The organism is Vreelandella titanicae (assembly GCF_014697095.1).
Classification (GTDB): domain Bacteria; phylum Pseudomonadota; class Gammaproteobacteria; order Pseudomonadales; family Halomonadaceae; genus Vreelandella; species Vreelandella titanicae.
In genome coordinates, this window is record NZ_CP059082.1 from 3,698,275 (window position 1) to 3,718,015 (window position 19,741).

Annotated in this window: 19 protein-coding genes and 4 tRNA genes; 12 read left to right on the forward strand and 11 right to left on the reverse strand. The window is 54.4% G+C overall.

All coding sequences use genetic code 11. The features are described 5' to 3' along the window. Positions 1-96 precede the first annotated feature (96 nt). The 4 genes from HZS52_RS17100 to HZS52_RS17115 form a co-directional block, all read right to left on the reverse strand. Positions 97-171: transfer RNA gene (locus HZS52_RS17100), tRNA-His, on the reverse strand. A gap of 34 nt (positions 172-205) precedes the next feature. Beyond that, positions 206-280: transfer RNA gene (locus HZS52_RS17105), tRNA-His, on the reverse strand. Positions 281-356: 76 nt separating this feature from the next. Beyond that, positions 357-433 (reverse strand) — tRNA-Arg (locus tag HZS52_RS17110). Positions 434-525: 92 nt separating this feature from the next. Then, positions 526-602: transfer RNA gene (locus HZS52_RS17115), tRNA-Pro, on the reverse strand. Positions 603-811: 209 nt separating this feature from the next. Here HZS52_RS17115 and folD point away from each other — a divergent pair. Beyond that, positions 812-1,684, forward strand: coding sequence for a bifunctional methylenetetrahydrofolate dehydrogenase/methenyltetrahydrofolate cyclohydrolase FolD (gene folD, locus HZS52_RS17120; protein ID WP_009286677.1), 873 nt, complete (start codon positions 812-814; stop codon positions 1,682-1,684). Between the two features lie 38 nt (positions 1,685-1,722). Further along, on the forward strand, positions 1,723-2,430 hold the full coding sequence (gene mtnN, locus HZS52_RS17125) for a 5'-methylthioadenosine/S-adenosylhomocysteine nucleosidase (RefSeq protein WP_009286676.1): 708 nt from the start codon (positions 1,723-1,725) through the stop codon (positions 2,428-2,430). 69 nt (positions 2,431-2,499) lie between these two features. Here the strand turns inward: mtnN and pyrC are convergent, their stop codons facing one another. Next, positions 2,500-3,537, reverse strand: a complete 1,038-nt coding sequence (gene pyrC, locus HZS52_RS17130; protein ID WP_022523507.1) for a dihydroorotase — start codon at positions 3,535-3,537, stop codon at positions 2,500-2,502. Positions 3,538-3,761: 224 nt separating this feature from the next. Here pyrC and HZS52_RS17135 point away from each other — a divergent pair, with 224 nt between their 5' ends. From HZS52_RS17135 to HZS52_RS17145, 3 genes are read left to right on the forward strand one after another with little or no spacing between them, the layout of a single operon-like run. Beyond that, positions 3,762-4,178, forward strand: a complete 417-nt coding sequence (locus HZS52_RS17135) for a hypothetical protein (RefSeq protein WP_022523508.1) — start codon at positions 3,762-3,764, stop codon at positions 4,176-4,178. 7 nt (positions 4,179-4,185) lie between these two features. Next, on the forward strand, positions 4,186-5,457 hold the full coding sequence (locus HZS52_RS17140) for an ATP-binding protein (RefSeq protein WP_027959404.1): 1,272 nt from the start codon (positions 4,186-4,188) through the stop codon (positions 5,455-5,457). A gap of 43 nt (positions 5,458-5,500) precedes the next feature. Continuing rightward, positions 5,501-6,040 carry a response regulator transcription factor gene (locus tag HZS52_RS17145; protein WP_138801027.1) on the forward strand — a complete coding sequence of 180 codons (540 nt, stop codon included), beginning with the start codon at positions 5,501-5,503 and terminating at the stop codon, positions 6,038-6,040. A 61-nt stretch (positions 6,041-6,101) separates the two neighbouring features. Here the strand turns inward: HZS52_RS17145 and HZS52_RS17150 are convergent, their stop codons facing one another. Both HZS52_RS17150 and hybE read right to left on the reverse strand, forming a co-directional pair. Next, positions 6,102-6,875 (reverse strand): 3-hydroxybutyrate dehydrogenase, encoded by a 774-nt coding sequence (locus HZS52_RS17150; protein ID WP_022523510.1) that lies wholly within the window; start codon positions 6,873-6,875, stop codon positions 6,102-6,104. Positions 6,876-6,948: 73 nt separating this feature from the next. Continuing rightward, positions 6,949-7,374 (reverse strand): [NiFe]-hydrogenase assembly chaperone HybE, encoded by a 426-nt coding sequence (gene hybE, locus HZS52_RS17155; RefSeq protein WP_190373218.1) that lies wholly within the window; start codon positions 7,372-7,374, stop codon positions 6,949-6,951. 183 nt (positions 7,375-7,557) lie between these two features. Between hybE and HZS52_RS17160 the strand changes: the two genes are divergently transcribed. Next, positions 7,558-7,821: a GrxA family glutaredoxin gene (locus HZS52_RS17160; protein ID WP_022523512.1), complete on the forward strand. Its 264-nt coding sequence runs from the start codon at positions 7,558-7,560 to the stop codon at positions 7,819-7,821. 104 nt (positions 7,822-7,925) lie between these two features. Then, on the forward strand, positions 7,926-8,693 hold the full coding sequence (locus tag HZS52_RS17165; RefSeq protein ID WP_027959401.1) for a VOC family protein: 768 nt from the start codon (positions 7,926-7,928) through the stop codon (positions 8,691-8,693). A 93-nt stretch (positions 8,694-8,786) separates the two neighbouring features. Here HZS52_RS17165 and HZS52_RS17170 read toward each other — a convergent pair whose 3' ends face one another. Together HZS52_RS17170 and HZS52_RS17175 are read right to left on the reverse strand one after the other, a co-directional pair. After that, on the reverse strand, positions 8,787-9,452 hold the full coding sequence (locus HZS52_RS17170; protein WP_022523514.1) for a CoA transferase subunit B: 666 nt from the start codon (positions 9,450-9,452) through the stop codon (positions 8,787-8,789). Positions 9,453-9,515: 63 nt separating this feature from the next. Continuing rightward, positions 9,516-10,214, reverse strand: coding sequence for a CoA transferase subunit A (locus HZS52_RS17175; RefSeq protein ID WP_009286666.1), 699 nt, complete (start codon positions 10,212-10,214; stop codon positions 9,516-9,518). Between the two features lie 164 nt (positions 10,215-10,378). Between HZS52_RS17175 and HZS52_RS17180 the strand changes: the two genes are divergently transcribed. The 3 genes from HZS52_RS17180 to HZS52_RS17190 all read left to right on the forward strand — a co-directional run bounded on the left by HZS52_RS17180 (position 10,379) and on the right by HZS52_RS17190 (position 13,177). Further along, positions 10,379-11,275: a LysR family transcriptional regulator gene (locus HZS52_RS17180; protein WP_190373219.1), complete on the forward strand. Its 897-nt coding sequence runs from the start codon at positions 10,379-10,381 to the stop codon at positions 11,273-11,275. 106 nt (positions 11,276-11,381) lie between these two features. Further along, positions 11,382-12,263 (forward strand): acyltransferase, encoded by an 882-nt coding sequence (locus tag HZS52_RS17185; RefSeq protein WP_027959399.1) that lies wholly within the window; start codon positions 11,382-11,384, stop codon positions 12,261-12,263. Between the two features lie 116 nt (positions 12,264-12,379). Next, entirely contained in the window at positions 12,380-13,177 is a 798-nt protein-coding gene (locus HZS52_RS17190) for a LysM peptidoglycan-binding domain-containing protein (RefSeq protein WP_027959398.1), read from the forward strand. Between the two features lie 92 nt (positions 13,178-13,269). Here the strand turns inward: HZS52_RS17190 and gcvT are convergent, their stop codons facing one another. Beyond that, positions 13,270-14,382, reverse strand: a complete 1,113-nt coding sequence (gcvT, locus tag HZS52_RS17195; protein WP_022523518.1) for a glycine cleavage system aminomethyltransferase GcvT — start codon at positions 14,380-14,382, stop codon at positions 13,270-13,272. Positions 14,383-14,505: 123 nt separating this feature from the next. Next, positions 14,506-15,915, reverse strand: a complete 1,410-nt coding sequence (locus HZS52_RS17200; protein ID WP_027959396.1) for an alanine/glycine:cation symporter family protein — start codon at positions 15,913-15,915, stop codon at positions 14,506-14,508. A 390-nt stretch (positions 15,916-16,305) separates the two neighbouring features. Between HZS52_RS17200 and gcvH the strand changes: the two genes are divergently transcribed. Beyond that, positions 16,306-16,695, forward strand: a complete 390-nt coding sequence (gene gcvH / locus HZS52_RS17205; protein ID WP_190373220.1) for a glycine cleavage system protein GcvH — start codon at positions 16,306-16,308, stop codon at positions 16,693-16,695. Between the two features lie 103 nt (positions 16,696-16,798). Continuing rightward, positions 16,799-19,693 (forward strand): aminomethyl-transferring glycine dehydrogenase, encoded by a 2,895-nt coding sequence (gene gcvP, locus HZS52_RS17210; RefSeq protein ID WP_190373221.1) that lies wholly within the window; start codon positions 16,799-16,801, stop codon positions 19,691-19,693. Positions 19,694-19,741: the final 48 nt, after the last annotated feature.

A 19,741-nucleotide genomic window follows, 5' to 3' on the forward strand; every position in this document is an offset into this window, starting at 1 on the left:
AGAAACACAAAAACCCCAGTTAAGGGCATACTCTCTAAAAGAAGGGGTAAACTAAAAGGAAATTAAAAATAGCAGAAGCGATATATGCTGGGGTAATGGGGTGGATGATGGGACTTGAACCCACGACCACCGGAGTCACAATCCGGGGCTCTACCACTGAGCTACACCCACCACAACCTAAAACTGGAAACGCAAATATTGTCACTGGGGTGGATGATGGGATTTGAACCCACGACCACCGGAGTCACAATCCGGGGCTCTACCCCTGAGCTACACCCACCAAAGACAATCTTACGTAGAACAAATAGCATGCGCTTGAAGATATGATTCTGACAGGTTGTTACCACTGAATTAGGTGGCACGCCCAGCAGGAATCGAACCCGCAACCTACGGCTTAGAAGGCCGTTGCTCTATCCGGTTGAGCTATGGGCGCACATATAGTATTCATATAATACGAATACCGATGAGCACTAGACCACAACTGCAGCTTGGAAAAGCAAACTACTACCTTTCATGCTAAGTGATTGGTCGGGATGGAGGGATTCGAACCCCCGACATCCTGCTCCCAAAGCAGGCGCGCTACCAGACTGCGCTACATCCCGATTTTTATCACCTTAGACGCTACCGTGCTGCCCGTCTCAAGCGAGGCATATATTACTATTTTTAATTTTAAAGTCAACCATTAAAGTGATTGTTCGTGAAGGCGCTTTGCCTGGATGCTCCAGCGTGCGAAAATTACCGCCTTTAAAGCGCTGTGGCTTGAGCGCTTTAATGCCTAGGCTATTTTTAACATTCACAGGGACTCCATTACATGACCGCCCAACTAATCGATGGCAAAGCCATCGCTGCTACTGTCCGCCAACAGGTTGCCGAAAAGATCGCTGCACGCCGTCAAACCGGCGGACGGGCACCGGGACTAGCCGTGGTTGTGGTCGGGGACGATCCCGCCTCTCATGTGTATGTCAGCAATAAGCACCGCGCCTGCGAACAAGCTGGCATTCTCTCCTTTCAGCATGCCCTACCCGCTACAACCTCACAGCATGAACTGGAAGCCCTGGTTGATCAGCTCAACAGCGACCCGACCGTTGATGGCATCTTGGTTCAACTGCCACTGCCCAAGCATCTCGATGCCGAGCCCATTTTAGAGCGTATTCTGCCTGGCAAAGACGTCGATGGGTTTCACCCCTACAACATTGGCCGCTTAGCGCAGCGTATGCCCGCCCTACGCCCCTGCACGCCGAAAGGAATCATGACCCTACTGGCACAGAGCGATATTGCGCTACGCGGCTTAGATGCCACCGTTGTGGGCGCCTCTAACATTGTAGGCCGCCCTATGGCGCTGGAACTGATGCTGGCAGGCTGTACCACCACCGTATGTCACCGTTTTACCCGCAACCTTGAAGATCACGTAAGCCGCGCCGACATCCTGGTCGTGGCCGTCGGCAAGCCGGGTATCGTGAAAGGCGAATGGATTAAGCCGGGCGCTATCGTGATCGACGTAGGCATCAATCGTCAGGAGGATGGCACGTTAAAAGGCGATCTTGATTTTGCCACCGCCGCCGAACGCGCCAGCTTTATCACCCCCGTACCTGGCGGCGTGGGGCCGATGACCGTAGCTACTCTGCTGGAAAATACCCTTGAAGCCGCCGAGAAGCACGATTTAGCTCCCCTAGAGCACGCCTGAGTTAAACAACACCACTTTTAATGTAGGAGCATGGCGCAGTGAAGCGTATTGGTATTATTGGCGCAATGGCGCAGGAAGTGAGCACCTTGGTGAGTCAGTTGGACAATCCCCAACGCTACGAGCACGCGGGTTTTGTCTTCCATACCGGCACGCGTTACGGCCTTGAGGTCATTGTGCTGCAGTCAGGGATTGGTAAGGTCAATGCCGCAGTAGGCACGGCTATTTTATTAGAGCGCCATCAGCCCGATGCCATTATCAATACCGGTTCCGCCGGTGGCTTTGCCGCCGATTTAGCCATTGGCGATGTAATCATTTCAGACGAAGTACGCCATCACGACGTCGACGCCGTGGTATTTGGCTACGAGATAGGCCAAGTGCCAGGGATGCCCGCCGCCTACTTGGCCGACAAATCGCTGCGAGAGGTGGCGCGTAATGCCATCGCCTCGTTAGGTGAAGTCCAGGTACGCGAAGGCTTGATCGCCACCGGTGACGCCTTTATGGCTGACCCTGCAAGGGTAGACGCTACCCGTGCCCAGTTCCCTAGCATGCTTGCGGTAGAGATGGAGGGCGCAGCCATTGCTCAAACGTGCCACCTCTACCAGTGCCCCTTCGTGGTGATCCGCGCGCTCTCTGACATTCCTGGCAGTGGCGACAACCACCTCTCCTTCGATGAATTTCTGGAAGTGGCCGCCGACCACTCATCGCGCATGGTTGACCAAATGCTTAAGCAACTTGGCAACGTCTAACAGGGCTTACTAAGCGCTTGGAGCCGTCGACCGTTAAAGCGTCGACGGCGCTTGTTAAGACCTGGCTTGTTAAGACCTAACCGCCCAGTTAAGCGTCTCCCCCGCCAGCAATGGAATAATGTTCTCTCCCTGAGCGTAAGGATAACTCTCCGGCAGTGTCCAACCCCGTCGCTCTAGCGTAATGGTGTCTGCGTTAGCCGATAACCCATAAAAACGCGGCCCATTCAGGCTGGCGAAGGCTTCCAACTTATCCAGGGCACCCATTTCATCGAAGGCGGTGGCGTAAAGCTCAATGGCCACGGGGGCAGTATAGGCACCGGCACAGCCGCAGCTTGACTCTTTAGCCCCCTGGGAGTGGGGCGCGCTATCGGTGCCCAAAAAGAACTTATGGCTACCGCTGGTGGCTGCTTTAAGCAGCGCCTGGCGATGCTGCTCACGCTTTAGAATGGGCAGGCAGTAGTAGTGAGGACGAATCCCACCCACCAGCATCTTATTGCGGTTAAACAGCAGGTGATGCGCAGTAATGGTGGCGGCCACATTATCCGGTGCCTGGGCAACAAACTCTGCGGCTTGCTGGGTGGTGATATGCTCACACACTACTCTCAGCGCCGGATGGCGTTCCAGCAGCGGTTTTAGCACTGTTTCAATAAACACCGCTTCGCGATCAAAAATATCGATCTCAGCATGGGTGACTTCACCGTGCACCAAAAGTGGCATGCCAACCTTAGCCATCATTTCGATAGTGGCGTCACAGTGGGCCAAATCGGTCACCCCTGAATCGGAGTTAGTCGTGGCACCCGCCGGGTAAAGCTTCACCGCTTTGACAATGCCACTTTGTGCCGCGCGCTCGATCTCTTCCGGTGGAGTTGTATCGGTGAGATAGAGCACCATTAAGGGCTCGAAGGTACTGCCCGCTGGCAAGGCAGCAAGAATACGCTGACGATACTCAAGCGCCTGAGCCGTAGTCGTAACCGGCGGGGTGAGATTGGGCATAATGATCGCCCGCCCCATCTGCGCTGCGGTATGGCCTACCACCGCGTTGAGCGCCTCATCGTCGCGCAAGTGAAGGTGCCAGTCATCGGGGCGGGTCAGTGTTACAGTGTCCACGGCATGTCCTGTAGTGGTGTTAAGTCGGGTAAAATACGCCATGTACAGTATACGCAATTGCGCGATGGGATAAATCCGCTCCTCAAGTGCCCACACCCCAGCCCAAGTATCGTATTATGGCGGCGCTGTTTTAGAGACACAGCTCTTTCAAGATCCAGATCTAACGGTTAGTTTTTGCAGTCGTTTATAAAAGTTAGTTTTTGACGCTAAGGATTCGGTTGTTTATGCAGAACGTGCGCCGCTATGCGGATATTATTGCCAGCCTGGAAGGATTGATGTGGCTAAGCCTCGCTTGGTCGATTTCGCTCTCCGTTCATATCGGCAGCACAGAACCCACTCTTGCTAGCTTATTGGTGATTGGTGCTCTAGTGGTTTTCTGCTGGGCTCATCGGCCACTGCGTTACCTGTTGCGCCGCTACCATATTCGCAAGCGACGCACCGATATGTGGATCCATACCCTGGCTCTGCCGTTGCTGCTGGCGATGTTCCTCCACATCATGCTTGAAGCGTTATTGGGTAGCGCCTGGTTGCCGCCTAAAATGCTGCTGTTCAATATATTGGCGTCGGCTGGCTGGACAACCTACGTGATGACCCTGTTGATTAAATCTGTCATTCATGGCTTTAAAGCCAAAACCAAGTAAGCCCATCATGCCGACTGCCCTACCCCTCCCGCTTTCTACACCCAACCGTAACTTGGTGCGACTGACTATTGTGCGCGGCATCACCTGGACGGGTTTTTTACTGGCGATTGTGGTGGGCGTTGAACTGCTCGCCTTCGATTTACCGGTGACCGCCGTGGTGAGCGTGGTCATTTCAATGGGCGTACTCAATATTGCCACCTGGTGGCGCCTGGGCCGTCCCCGCGCGGTGACGCACCTTGAGTATTTGCTGCATTTACTTGCCGATATCACCGGCTTAACACTACTGTTCTATTTCTCGGGAGGTTCCACCAACCCTTTTATTACCTACTACCTGGTGCCGGTTACCATCGCCGCCGCCACACTGCCCTGGCGCCATGCCTGGATCATCGCGGCATGCTCCATGGCGGGCTATACCTTTTTAATGTTCTCCTACCACCCCATCCCGCAACTGGGCCATATCAACAGTGATAGCCCCTTGAGCCTGCATATACTAGGCATGTGGCTTAACTTTGGCCTCTCTGCGGGGCTGGTAACCTTTTTTATCTACAAAATGGCTCACGCGCTGCGTAGCCGTGATCAGGCGCTCTCCCGCACTCGGGAAGCGGCCCTGCGCAATGAGCAGGTGTTGGCGGTCGCAACCCAGGCCGCGGGCACTGCCCACGAACTGGGCACACCACTCTCTACCATGGCAGTCCTCCTCAAAGAGATGCAGGCCGATGCCCCCGCCGATTCGACGCTTGATCAGGACATTAACTTATTGCGCCAGCAGGTCGACGTATGCAAATCACGTCTACAAAATTTGGTCTCCAATGCTGACCGGCGGCGTATGGCAGAACCCGAAGTGCTCGATGCAGAAGTGTGGTTAGCGGGGGTTGTTCAGCGCTGGTTGGTGCTCCGTCCTGATGTGAGCCATCAGTTCGATGTGGCAGAGAAACGCGGAAGACCTTGGCTGGCCGTCGATGCCACGCTCGACCAAGCATTGACCAATTTGCTCAATAACGCCGCTGACGCCAATCCTGAGCACATTGCCATACGCTTAGACTGGCAGAGTGAGAGCGTGGTGATCGATATTCGTGACCATGGCCCAGGTGTCGCCATGTCGATCGCCGACCAGTTGGGTGAGACGTTTATTTCGACTAAAAGCAAAGGCATGGGCATCGGCTTGTTTTTAACCCATGCCACCATCAATCGCTTTGGTGGTGGTGTAAGCCTGTATAATCACCCGGAAGGGGGTACGCTAACGGAAGTCACGCTGCCCCGCTGCGCAGCGCCAACTTAATCGCGCCCGCCCCAAGCACCGCCAGTTATGGATTGAGGACAACATGCAAACGCGAGAGCAACGCCTGATAATCATAGATGACGATGAAATGTTTTGTCATGTGCTGAACCGTGCCCTTACGCGCCGCGGTTACGACGTTATAGTTGCCCACGATGCCGAGCAGGCCCTGACCATGGCCGCGCAGCATTCACCCACCATGGCGACCCTTGATTTAAAACTGGAAAACAGCTCAGGTTTAAAACTGCTTCCGGAGCTGCTTGCCACCGTGCCCCAGTGTCGCATTGTGGTGCTGACCGGCTACTCCAGCATTGCCACCGCAGTGGAGGCGATTAAGCTCGGCGCGGTTAACTACCTGTGTAAGCCGGTGGATGCCGACGATGTATTAACCGCATTCGAGCGCCAAAGCGGTGACCCGGATATTGAGCTTGCAGACAATCCGCCATCGATTAACCGCATCACCTGGGAGCATATTCAGAAAGTGCTGCAGGAGCACGACGGCAATATATCCGCCACCGCACGAGCGCTGGGCATGCACCGCCGCACCCTGCAGCGCAAACTACAAAAACGCCCCGTACGTCGTTAAAGCCTGCAACAAAACACCCCGCCAACCACATCAAGGTCACTGGCGGGGCCAAACTGATTAATTAATGCGCCGTCCAGCCTAAATCGATATTAAAGCTTGAGCCAGTCACAGCACCGGCTGCGTCGGATGCCAGATAAGCGACTAATTGCGCCACCTCTTCAGGTTCGATCAAGCGCTTGATGGCCGCCTGTTTGAGCATGACTTTCTCGATGACCTCCTGCTCATCCATACCGTGCAATTTAGCTTGGTCGGCGATTTGGTTGTCCACTAACGGGGTTTTCACATAGGCAGGACATACCGCATTCGCGGTGATGCCTTGTTCACCGCCCTCTAGCGCCGCCGTTTTGGTCAAACCAATCATGCCGTGTTTGGCACTGATGTACGCCGCCTTCCCTGGTGAAGCCACCTGAGCGTGTATCGAGGCCACGTTAACGATGCGTCCCCAACCCTTTTCACGCATATGCGGCCAAGCCGCCTGTGTTAGTAAGAAAGGCGCCGTTAGCATCAAGTCCATAATCTGACGCCACTTTTCCTCGGGGAAGGTCTCAATCGGGGCAACGTGCTGAATCCCAGCGTTATTGACCAATATATCAACACCGCCAAAGCGCTTGACCGCATCCGCCACCGCCGCACGGCAGGCGTCGGGATCGGTTAGATCCGCCTCAAAGAACGCCGCGCCGGATTTTTCAGCGACCGCCTTACCCGCCGGATTAAAATCGACGGCAAGCACTTGATGACCTAATTCGCAAAAGTGCTTAACCACAGCGGCACCGATCCCGCTGCTAGTACCGGTTACCAGCGCAACTCGCGGTGTTGTAACGGCTTGGGAAGTCATGGGTAATTTCCTTTTTCACTGCGTGGATGGAAGATACTGTTTGTAGAAATCCTGACAGTATAGCTGGCTGCACTTAGGCGTTGAGCCCTTCATCGGGTTGCATTAAACGCGCCATCATTTGCTGCGCCAGCCTCGCGGCCTCCTGCATGCTCTCCAGCTCGCTTAAATCTCGCAAAATGGCGCGCTTATAGAGTCCGTAGCCGCCTGGCAAGCGCTCAAGAGATAGTGGGTATGTGCCTGAAGGCAGAGAAAGCGTAAGCGTATCCGCCAGAGTCTCGGTCAGCAGGGAGTGGTCAGGCACTGCAACCAGCCACAGCTCGCAGGGCGTAATCAACGCCCCCACCATGTGCTTAGCGCCATGATGCTGGAAGCATAGCGCATCAACCCCTAAACGCGGGTTCCAGTCACTTTTTCGTTTAATGGATGGCAAGTGCCTATCTCGGTACGCTTTCGACAGATCAGTAAGAAAGGTGTATTGGTCAGCGGTGAGCGTTTGCATAGGCTTGTTGGTTTTCCCAGGTGATAACGGACATTAATGGTTCGTGTAGCGAGCTACTATTGGCGAAACGAGCTCTGCTCAGCCACAATGGGCGCGAATTTATCGCTTAGCCAAACGGCTATTTACCCTTCAGTTACTGTCTACCTGATAACTTACTCAGTTTATCGTAAAGGAGCACCACCTATGTTCGTGGTTATTTTTGGTCGGATGTCATGTCCTTTCTGCGTACGCGCAAAACAGCTGGCCGAGCATTTGGAAAAAGTCGGAAAAATTGAAGGCTATCGCTATGTGGATATGCCCTCTGAAGGCGTCACTAAAGAAGATATCGCCAAAACAGCGGGTAAACCCATTCACACTGTCCCGCAGGTATTTGTCGATCAAACCCATGTAGGCGGCTTTACTGAATTTGATCAGTTTGTCCGCGATCAACAGCTACTTGCCGTTTAACCGCTCGTTAATAGCCGTTGAACCCTTGCTTACCCCGCTTGCCTATACTGAGCAGTTATTTAATGGCTCACGCTAGGTGTGCCACTTTAGGCAAGGAGTTCACCATGCAGCGTCAGGAGTTCGTTCAGCAGCTGTGGCTTGACTATGTACATACCCATCCCGACATCGGCGCCCTTAGACTTTGGCCACTATCAACGGCGGCTGAATATTTAACGCTGGTAACGCTCAATTACGGGCCCTTTGCCGCTGCCGCGCTTACCGGCAATTTAGCTCATATGGGCTATCGCGTCATGGGCCATTACGCCATGGCCGATAAAGGCCTATTAGTGCAACTACTCGCGCCAAGCGACGGCAGTAGTTGGCTGGTGCTGGCAGAACTGCAAATAGGCACATTGTCCAAGGCGCCCCGGGAAGCCATTGAAGGGCTGGTGCAACAATCTCACCCTCAGGATTGCAAGGGGCATAATTTGCTCTGCCGCGGTCGCCCCTGGCCGATGCCTAGCTGGGCGCTTTATCAACAGCTACAGCAAGCTCACCCCTTGGCTGCCTGGATAGCGGTGATGGGCCCTCGATTGCATCACGCTGGCTTTGATTGTGGGCAGTTGGGGGAGCCCTTGAAAACGCTGGATCAACGCCTAAGTGAAGTGGGCATGCCAAGCCTTGAGGGCCAGCAAAACGGTGTCTTCACGGTATCATCACTGCTTGATCACCGCTTCTACCCCACCACACCACAGAAAACAGTCTTCGCCAATGGCGATGAACATCGCCTCTGCCTAGGCGGCCTGGCGTTAGCCCAAAAGCACGTTGAAGATAATCACGAGCGTATTGCCGATTTACTGCTACCCCACCATACGCGCTGTGAAATGGCCTGAGACGCTAGCAGTAATGGCGCTAGCGTCTCACTGTGCAGTTTATTTAACCCTCTAACCTTCGGCTGTTTATCATTCGGGCTAATGGGAGCGTACTTACTCGGCATCAAACGTCATTTCGGGAACATGGTCAGGCACAATCAGTTTGCCCGCCGTCTTCTCGACGATTTCCTCAACGCTTACGCCCGGAGCGCGCTCCTTGAGAATAAAGGCACCGTCTTTGATTTCAAGATAAGCTAAATCTGTCAACACGCGGTTAATGCAGCCTGCGCCGGTCAGCGGTAGTTCGCATTTTTCCAATAGCTTGGATTCGCCGTGCTTAGAGGCATGGGTCATAGTGCAAATGATATTGTCGGCACCGGCAACGAGATCCATGGCACCGCCCATGCCTTTGATCAACTTCCCTGGAATCATCCAGGACGCGATATTGCCCTGCTGATCCACCTCGAAAGCCCCCAGCACGGTGAGATCCACGTGGCCACCACGAATCATCGCAAATGATTCTGCGGAAGAAAAAATCGCTGCGCCTGGGCGCGCCGTCACCGTCTCTTTACCCGCATTAATCATATCTGGATCAAGTTCGTCTTCGGTGGGGTAGCGGCCCATCCCCAGCAGACCGTTCTCGGATTGCAGCATGACATCGATGCCATCCGGAATATAGTTGGCAACCAGGGTGGGAATACCAATGCCCAGGTTGACGTAAAAACCATCTTGAAGTTCGCGGGCGACACGCTGAGCCATCTGTTCTCGTGTTAAAGCCATGGTGACTTCCTCTTGTTGAATCGTTAAATGAGAAGCTAGTGTTGCGTTTGAAGGCGCGGCGTATTAGCTGCGCACCGTGCGTTTCTCTATCCGCTTTTCAAACGTGCCTTGAATAATCCGATCCACATAAATTCCTGGGGTATGGATCTGGCTAGGCTCAAGCTCACCCGGTTCAACGATCTCTTCAACTTCCACCACGGTAATTTTCCCCGCCGTGGCGGCCATGGGGTTAAAATTCTGCGCCGTATGGCGATACATTACATTGCCATAGCGATCCGCCTTCCAGCCTTTCACTATGGCAAAATCACCTACAATGGCTTCTTCTAAAATACAGTGTCGGCCATTAAACTCGCGAACCTCTTTCCCCTCACCAATCGGCGTGCCGTAACCGGTAGCGGTGTAAAAGGCGGGAATACCAGCGCCGCCTGCGCGCATTTTTTCCGCCAATGTGCCTTGAGGCGTTAACACCACCTCTATCTCATCGTTGAGCATTTGCTTCTCGAACAAGGCATTCTCACCTACGTAAGAGGCCAGAATCTTACTGATTTGGCGGTCTTCAAGCAGTATTCCCAAGCCAAAACCATCGACACCGCAATTATTGGACACCACGGTAAGGTCAGTGACGCCGCGTCGCTTGATCTCGGCAATCAGGTTTTCGGGAATACCGCAGAGCCCGAAGCCACCGGCGATGACGGTCATACCGCTTTCGATGCCTTCCATAGCCTCTTCGTAGGAAGCTACACGCTTATCGAATCCTGCCATTGTTGTGCCTCACATTGTTGTTGATGATCAGTATTATCGTAGATGAGTGCTGTCAAAAATTCGCGAACTGAAGCTTACGATAGTGCCAGTGTTGTGCGAGATGATATATTTGTTAAGTTTGTTTTTCTTATCAATTTATTTTTTAAACTTATAAAAGGTACTTTATGACCGTCAAACAGCTGCGCGCCTTTCTGGCGGTCGCCCAAACCCTCAGCTTTACTCAAGCCTGCGAGCGCCTGCATTTATCCCAACCAGCGCTAAGCCTGGCGATTAAAGGCCTGGAAGAGTCCCTGGGTGGCAAACTGCTGATTCGTAGCACCCGCAGCGTCAGATTAACCCCAGAAGGCGAGTCGCTACTACCGCTAGCCAAACATCTGCTGGCCCAGTGGGACAATACCGAGGAGCGTTTGCGCCAGCGCTTCACCCTCCAGCTGGGGCGCCTTAGCGTGGCGGCGATGCCCGCCTTTGCCGGTAACTTACTCCCTGCGGCGCTGGTTAAATTTCGCCAACAGTACCCCAAAATCAACATAACCGTGCACGATGTCATCAACGAAGAGGTTACCGCCATGGTGCGCTCCCGACAGGTAGAGATGGGGGTCGCTTTTTCTCCGGAGGGTACCGGCAGCCTGCTCTTTACGCCGCTGTTTGAAGACCATTTTGTGGCGGTCGTGCCGACTGGCTCTCCGTTAACCCAGAGCACCCAGCTCGCCTGGTCGACGCTGCTAAGCCACGATTTCATTACTCTTCAGCGCCCCTCCATGGTACGTCGTTTATTGGAACAGGAGCTGAGCAAACAGGATATGGAGTTCACTGTGGCCTTTGAAAGCCACCAGCTCTCCACCGTGGGGCGGATGGTTGCCGACGGCCTGGGCGTCAGCGCTGTGCCTTCCATGTGCATTCGTCAAATGCATGAACTGGGCGCTCGCTGCATACCGCTGACAGCGCCCGCTATCTCCTGCCGGGTCGGCATTTTGACTCACCAAGAGCTCTCCGTAGCCGCCCATGCACTGCGCACCGTTCTCTTGAACACCGTCCAAGCCCCTTCACTGCCGCTCGTCTAAAGCATCATCAAGCTAATGAATTGCTGTAGGTTTCTGCTGGGCAGCGTGGCTAGGATCATTTAGCATTCAGTATTACGTTATTGGTCTGACGGTAAGGAAACGTGGTATGCCTATTTTAAAGGGGCTGATTAGCGCTCTGCTGCTAACGCTCAACACGCTGTTCTGGGGCGTACCTCTCATTCTGCTGACGCTACTTAAAGTCATTGCCCCAGGGCAGCGGCTTAAACAGTTAGTGTTGCAGGGGCTGAATGGCGTTGCGCTTAACTGGATAGGCGTTAATCTTTGGTGGATGCGGCACTGGCTCAAACCCGTGCTACACGCCAGCGTACCTGATAATTTGAGTCCACAGCAGTGGTGGTTGGTGATATCCAACCACCGCAGTTGGACGGATATCTTTATGCTGTTGATGGCGTTGCATCGGCGTATCCCCATGCCACGTTTTTTCTTAAAACGTCAATTGATCTGGATCCCCATCGTAGGGTTGGCTTTTTGGGCGCTAGAATTTCCTTTTATGCGCCGCTTTAGCCGCGAACAAGTCGCTAAAAATCCTAAGCTGGCCACCATTGATCGAGCAGCTACCGAACGGATGTGCCAGCAGGCAAGGCTCTCGCCCATTGCGATTTTTAATTTTGTCGAGGGCACCCGCTTTTCGGTTGCCAAACGCGATGCCCAGCAGAGCCCCTACCGCCACTTATTACGCCCTAAAGCGGGCGGCATTGCCCAAGTACTTAGTCTGCTAGGCAACCAATTGGATGGTATCCTGGATGTGACGATCAGCTACGCTAACCCCTCGCCGACGTTTTGGGGCTTTTTATGCGGCAGGGAAGCGCCCATAACATTACAGGCACGGCAACTCAGCATTCCTGAGTGGATGTACGCATCAGAAAACCACGAAGAAAAGCAGCATAAGGAACGCTTCCACACATGGATCAATGCACTCTGGTTGGAAAAAGATGGCATGCTGGACAGCCGAACCGATCACGCCTAGCCGGCTGGCTCACTGTTTGGCTGTTAGCGGGACTACTGACCGGCTGTTCCAGCGCTCCTCCATCGTCATCCCAGCGAGCAGCCGCTCCTAGCGCCAGCCAGATCAGTGGCAACTGGGTGCAAGTACAGCGTGGCGACACGCTGGGTAAGCTGGCGGCCCGGGCTAACGTGCCACTGGAACGCTTGGAGCGCTTTAACCCAGGTGCCGATACGCGGCGCCTGGAAATTGGGCAACGTCTATTAATTCCTACCCAGCAGGAGCGGGCACCTTCAGGTGGCCCCTACCGCTATCAAATCCGTCCTGGTGATACGTTCTCGAGCATCGCCCGACATTTTGGCACTACCAGTGGCCGCATTCAGAGTGCCAACCCTAGTGCCTCTCCCACTAATTTGAGAATTGGCCAAATAGTCAGCCTCCCCCTTAGCGGTTCAGCGGCGCGAAGTTCATCTAGAAGCTCAGCAAACAGTAGCAGCTCTTCAAGCGCTAACAAGCCTGCCGCTGCACCTACCAGCAGCGCTCCCAGTCAGGCGCTACCCTCATCAGCCAGGCGCTGGCCCTGGCCGCTGGAGGATTATCGAGTGGTTCGCCGCTTCGGGCCAGACAGCCGAGGCACCCTGCAGCCCATGCTGCTGGCTACTCAAGCTGGCGCTCAGGCTAAAGCCGTCGCCCCTGGCGAAGTACGCTTTGCCGACGGTATGCGTCAGTTGGGTGAAGTGGTGATTGTGCACCATGCCAATAACCTCCAAACCGTATACGCCCTTTGCGAGCGCATTTTGGTCGAGGTAGGCAAACAGGTTAGCGCGGGAGACCCACTTTGTGAGGTAGGTCAAAGCAGTGCCACCCAACGCTATGATCTACTCTTTGATCTGCGCCAAGGCGGCAAACCCATCGATCCCAAGCAGGTTCTGCGCTAAAACACTCGCTTGAAACCATCCCTCGTAATACTGTCTTTTATAAAGCAACGGCCCCTAGCTTAAGCAGGGGCCGCGGGTAGATGGACACGCTTCTAGCCGCGATAGTAGCCCGGCTTTACAAACGGCGTGGGAGTTACCACCATAGGTAACTGTTTACCGCGTACCACCGCGAATACAGTGCTTTGCGGTGCTTCCTGCTCGCGAGTGACATAACCCATCGCCACAGGCTTACCGACGCTGGGACCAAAGCTGCCGGAGGTAACGATTCCAATCTCATTGCCTGCCTCATCCACAAGCGGCGCACCCTCACGCACCGGCGCGCGACCTTCAGCTAACAGCCCAACACGCTTGCGGGTGTGATCTTTGGCATCGACCTGATGAAGAATCACATCGGCGCCTGGAAAACCTCCCGGCCGATCACCGCCACGACGACGGGGCTTGCCAATCGCCCAAATTAGACCTGCTTCTATCGGGGTGGTTTGCTCATCCATATCGTGGCCATACAGGCATAAACCCGCTTCCAAACGCAGCGAGTCCCGCGCTCCCAGGCCAATCGCTTCGACTTCAGGCTCAGCTAGCAGTTGCTCAGCGAAGGCTTCGCAAGCATCGGCGGCGACGGAAATTTCAAAACCATCTTCACCGGTATAGCCGCTGCGGCTCACCCAAACCTCCTGCCCAGCAATGGTGAAGCGGCCATGCTGCATAAACACAAGCTCACAGGCTTCAGGGCAAAGCCGCTGCATGACATCCCGCGCCTGAGGCCCTTGGAGCGCCAGTAAGCCACGATCCAAAGGTTCAATGGTATGGGTTGACGCCAAATTGAGGCGCAGGTGAGTCAAGTCCTGATCTTTACAGGCGGCATTCACTACCAGATAGAAGTGATCACCCGCATTGACCACCATCAGGTCGTCAATAATGCCGCCTTCTGTGTTGGTGAACAGCCCGTAACGTTGGGCACCTTTCTCAAGGCTCATCAAATCGGCAGGAATCAAGGTTTCCAGGGCTTCGGCCACGCCGTCACCGGAAACGCTGATTTGCCCCATATGGGAGACATCGAACAGCCCGCACTTTTGACGGGTGTGTTCATGTTCTTTTTTGACCCCCAGCGGATACTGCACCGGCATATCGTAGCCAGCAAAAGGTACCATCTTGGCGCCTAGCTTGAGGTGCAGCGCATGCAGTGGCGTTTGCTTTAATTCAGACATAGGGGCTTTCCTCACTTAAAAGTGTTCGCTCAAAAAAGAGAACGGGAAGCCACTGATTAAGTGCCTTCCCGACTCTCCTGTTATTCACGTTCACCTACAGCGCCGATGAACGCGCTGCGGGTATTATTGGTCGTGATCCAGTGCTTCACCCGGCAATACGTCTTTGCCGTCGAAATAGTCCTTGGTTAGCTTAAAGACTACCGGCGAAAGCAGTGCCAAGGCAATCAGGTTCGGGATCGCCATCATGGCGTTGAAGGTATCCGCCATGAGCCAGATAAAGCCCAGTTGAGCGATGGCGCCCAGCGGGATGGCCAGTACGAACAGCACCCGATAGATCATAATAGAGCGAGTGCCAAACAGGAACTGGCAGCACTTCTCACCGTAAAATGACCAGCCTAGGATGGTGGTAAAGGCAAAAATCGCCAACGCAATGGCGACAATCTGATTGCCAAAGCCAGGCAGTGCAGCGTCAAACGAAAGCGCGGTCAGCGACGCCCCCGCTTCACCCTCTTGCCAAACCGTTGAGGTCAAAATCACCAACGCGGTAATCGTGCACACAAGAATGGTATCGATAAAAGTGCCCAACATCGCGATTAAGCCTTGGCGCACTGGATTTTTGGTTTTGGCCGCCGCATGCGCGATCGGCGCACTACCCAAACCCGCTTCGTTGGAGAAGATCCCGCGTGCCACACCAAAACGAATCGCCGCCATGACGGCGGCGCCCGCGAAACCACCTGCGGCCGCCATGGGGTTGAAGGCATAGTAGAAGATCAAACCAAAAGCTTCACCGATCTGCCCGGCATTGACGATCAATACCAACAAGCCAGCCACTACGTAGGCAATGCCCATAATCGGCACCAACTTGCCCGCCACTTTAGCAATACGCTTGATACCGCCCAGAATCACCGCGCCAGCCAGCACCATAATGACCACCCCCGTGAGCCAGTGCGGCACGCCGAAGGTGGCGTCCATGGCGTCAGCAACGGAGTTGGACTGAACGGTATTGCCGATCCCGAAGGCTGCGACAGCGCCAAAAAATGAGAACAGGCCGCCCAACCATAGCCACTTTTTACCCAGGCCATTCTTGATGTAAAACATCGGCCCGCCCACGTGGTAGCCAGTGCTATCGGTTTCACGATAGCGCACGGCCAGCACCGCTTCAGCAAATTTAGTGGCCATACCCACCAGTGCGGTAATCCACATCCAAAACACAGCGCCAGGGCCACCTAACGCAATGGCTGTGGCGACACCGGCAATATTACCGGTACCGATGGTCGCAGAGAGTGCGGTCATCAAGGCATTAAAAGGAGATATTTCCCCTTCGTCTCCCTCTTTGGCAACTGCCGCTTTACCCACCCCAGGTTTCGCATCACGCCCCGCCCACATTAGCTTGAAGCCCATGCCGAGCTTTCTAATCGGCATCAGTTTCAAGCCAAGCTGCAGGTAGATCCCCACACCGAGTAGCAGAATCAACATGACGGGCCCCCAGACCACGCCGTTGATCGCCCCTAAGAGGCTAGTTAATGCTTCCATGTTCATCTCCTCGCTTTGTTGGTATGCAATATTGGTGTGTATTATTGGCTTGTTGCGATTACGGGCTAGTCCTAACGACGCTATTGTTGGTTAGCGCACGATTTGAATGTTTTACACCATAAACTTAGCTAGCATCTAGGGTGATGTCGCTTGTGCATAGAGGATACCGCTTTTTTCATAACCCGATCTTCTGCACAAACCCGGCGAAAAGTAGCTGAACCTATAACGCTACCAAGCAAGCTTTGAAGCAACGAAGAAATTTGTTTCCGATTGGAAACACGTTAACATGCTTGCTTATTCGCTCGATCTACCCCAGTCACTAGTCGCCAAGGCGAACGGCAACCGCTAGTATGCTCGGGCCCAGAAAACTGTTTCATATAGGAAAACACCATGAGCAATCTTCCTACCAATCTTCGTTACGCAGAAAGCCACGAGTGGGTGCTGGATAATAAGGACGGCACCGTGACCGTGGGTATAACTGATCACGCCCAGCAGGCGCTCGGCGATGTCGTGTTTGTTGAACTGCCTGAAGTGGGAACAGCGCTGAACAAAGGGCAAGAGTTTGGCGTTATCGAATCGGTAAAAGCTGCTTCTGATCTCTACTCACCGGTTGTTGGCGAAGTCATTGAGGTCAATGACGCTCTTGAAGACGCCCCTGAAACAGTCAATGAAGCGCCTTACGAAGGCGGCTGGATTATGAAAGTGCGTTTAGACAGCGACTCACTTGATGGCCTGCTCGACGCAGATGCCTATCAATCAACGCTAAGCGCCGACGACTAAAGGCGGTAGCTGAATCATATATTAGGGCCTGCCTTTATCCTTTATCGCAGGCTCTTCGCTTAACGCCCTGCACGGTTCTCTCTTAACGTCCGGAATCTTCTTCATGTCTCTTGAAACACGCCGTCTGGCCGAGCTGGCCGATCACGATGCTTTTATCAAACGTCATAATGGTCCAAGTCAAGATGACGTGGCCACCATGTTAAAAGCGCTCAACATGCAGCACATGGAAGATCTGATTGAACAGACCGTGCCGAGCGATATCCGTCTTGGCCGTGAGCTAGCGCTTGATGAACCGCGCAGCGAATCAGAGGCGCTAGAGTACCTAGCGCACCTCGCGCGGCAGAACCGCGTGGCTAAGAGCTATATTGGTCAGGGCTATTACGGCACCCATATGCCCGCGGTGATTCAGCGCAACGTATTGGAAAACCCAGGCTGGTACACGGCCTACACCCCCTACCAGCCGGAGATTTCTCAAGGACGCCTGGAAGGCTTGCTTAACTTCCAGCAGGTGGTCATGGATTTAACCGGCATGGAGCTGGCTAATGCGTCGCTGCTCGACGAAGCCACCGCTGCCGCCGAAGCCATGGCGCTGTGTAAGCGTGGTAATAAGAAAAGCAAATCCAACGCTTTTTTCGTCGCCGACGATGTTTTCCCGCAAACGCTGGATGTCGTTAAAACCCGTGCCGAGTTCTTTGGCTTTGAGCTGATCACCGGCCCTGCAGAAGAGTTGGCCAGCCACGATGTGTTTGGAGCCCTGGTTCAGTACCCCTCTGCCAGTGGTGAAGTGCGCGATCTGGCACCGCTATTAAGCGCCGCGGCTGAGCGCAATATAATGACCTGCGTGGCCAGCGATCTTTTGAGTCTGGTGCTGCTTAAAGAACCCGGCCAGCTGGGCGCGGATATTGTGGTGGGCAACTCCCAACGCTTTGGCGTACCCATGGGCTTTGGTGGCCCTCACGCGGCGTTCTTTGCTACATCCGACAAGCTCAAGCGCTCGATTCCTGGGCGTATCATCGGCGTATCAAAAGATAGCCGTGGTAACACCGCCCTGCGCATGGCAATGCAGACCCGCGAGCAGCATATCCGCCGCGAGAAAGCGACGTCCAATATCTGTACCGCCCAGGCGCTTCTGGCCAACATCGCAGGCTTTTATGCCACCTATCACGGTGCAGAAGGGTTGCGCAAAATTGCCGGCCGCGTTCATCGCCTAGCCACCCTGCTTGCCGAAGGCCTTAAGCAGGCAGGCGTATCGCTCGCTCATGACAGCTGGTTTGATACGCTACGTCTGACAGGTGTTGATGCAGGTAAGATCCATGGCCGAGCCATGACCCATGATATTAATCTGCACTACTTCGGCAATGGCGATGTCGGTATTAGCCTGGATGAAACCACCACCGCCCACGATGTAGCCACATTGTTTGATGTGCTGCTGGGCGATGAGCACGGCCTTGCCGTTGCAGTATTGGACGAGCAAGTGGTAGCTAGCGGCGCTTCCGGCATTCCCACGGCATGCCAGCGCGAAAGCGACTTCTTGAGCCATCCCACCTTTAACCGCTACCGCAGCGAAACCGAAATGCTGCGCTACTTAAAGCGTCTGGAGAATAAGGATCTGTCGCTTGCCCATGCAATGATCCCGCTCGGCTCCTGCACCATGAAGCTCAACGCCACCAGCGAAATGATCCCCGTCTCCTGGCCCTCGTTTGCGCACCTTCACCCCTTTGCACCTCGCGACCAGGTGGCTGGCTATCATCAAATGATCGACGAGCTCTCGGCCTTCCTGGTCGAAGTCACCGGTTACGATCACCTCTCGATGCAGCCTAACTCCGGCGCTCAGGGTGAATATGCTGGCCTTGTGGCAATTCGTCGTTACCAAGCGGCCCAAGGCGAAGGTCATCGCGATGTCTGCTTGATTCCAAGCTCTGCCCACGGTACCAACCCTGCCTCGGCAGCCATGGTGCAAATGAAGGTGGTGGTGGTCGAGTGCGATCAAAACGGCAATATCGACATAGCGGATTTACGCGCTAAAGCTGAACAGCATAGCGATAAGCTCTCCGCCATTATGCTGACCTACCCATCCACACACGGGGTGTTTGAAACCAGCGTACGCGAAGCGTGCAAGATCGTTCACGACAACGGTGGTCAGGTGTATATCGATGGCGCCAATATGAACGCCCAGGTAGGGTTAACCCGTCCTGGCGATTTTGGCGGCGATGTGTCTCACCTTAACCTGCACAAAACGTTCTGTATTCCCCACGGTGGCGGCGGCCCGGGCATGGGCCCTATCGGCGTGAAAGCCCACTTGGTGCCCTACGTTTCAAACCATGTGGTAACACCTATCAACGGCGTCAACACTGATAGCGGTGCAGTCTCCGCGGCTGCCTTCGGCAGTGCTTCCATTCTGCCCATTTCCTGGGCCTACATTAAGATGATGGGTGCCCGCGGGCTGCGGGAAGCTACCGAGCTTGCCATCCTAAACGCCAATTACATTGCCAAACGATTGGAAGCGGCATTCCCGATTCTATACCGCGGTCAGAACGGTACCGTTGCCCACGAATGCATAATCGATATTCGTCCGCTCAAAGCGGCCTCTGGGATTAGCGAGGAGGATATCGCCAAGCGTTTGATGGATTACGGTTTTCACGCACCAACCATGTCGTTCCCAGTGCCGGGCACGCTGATGATCGAGCCGACTGAGTCTGAGTCGCTGTATGAAATCGACCGTTTCTGCGATGCGATGATTGCCATTCGTGACGAGATCGCCCGAGTGGAGAGCGGCGAATGGCCGTTGGATAATAATCCGCTGGTCAATGCGCCACATACCCAGGCGGATCTAATGGATAGCGACTGGCAGCGGCCTTATGACCGCCAGTTGGCCGCCTTCCCGACCGCGGCTGTTCAAGCCGCTAAATACTGGCCCGCCGTTAACCGCGTCGATAACGTTTTCGGTGACCGTCAGTTAATCTGCTCCTGCCCTAGCATCGACGAATATCGCAACTAGCGGCAAAGCTGGCAAGATGTGAAGCGATAGCGCTCTAAGTAACGAAAA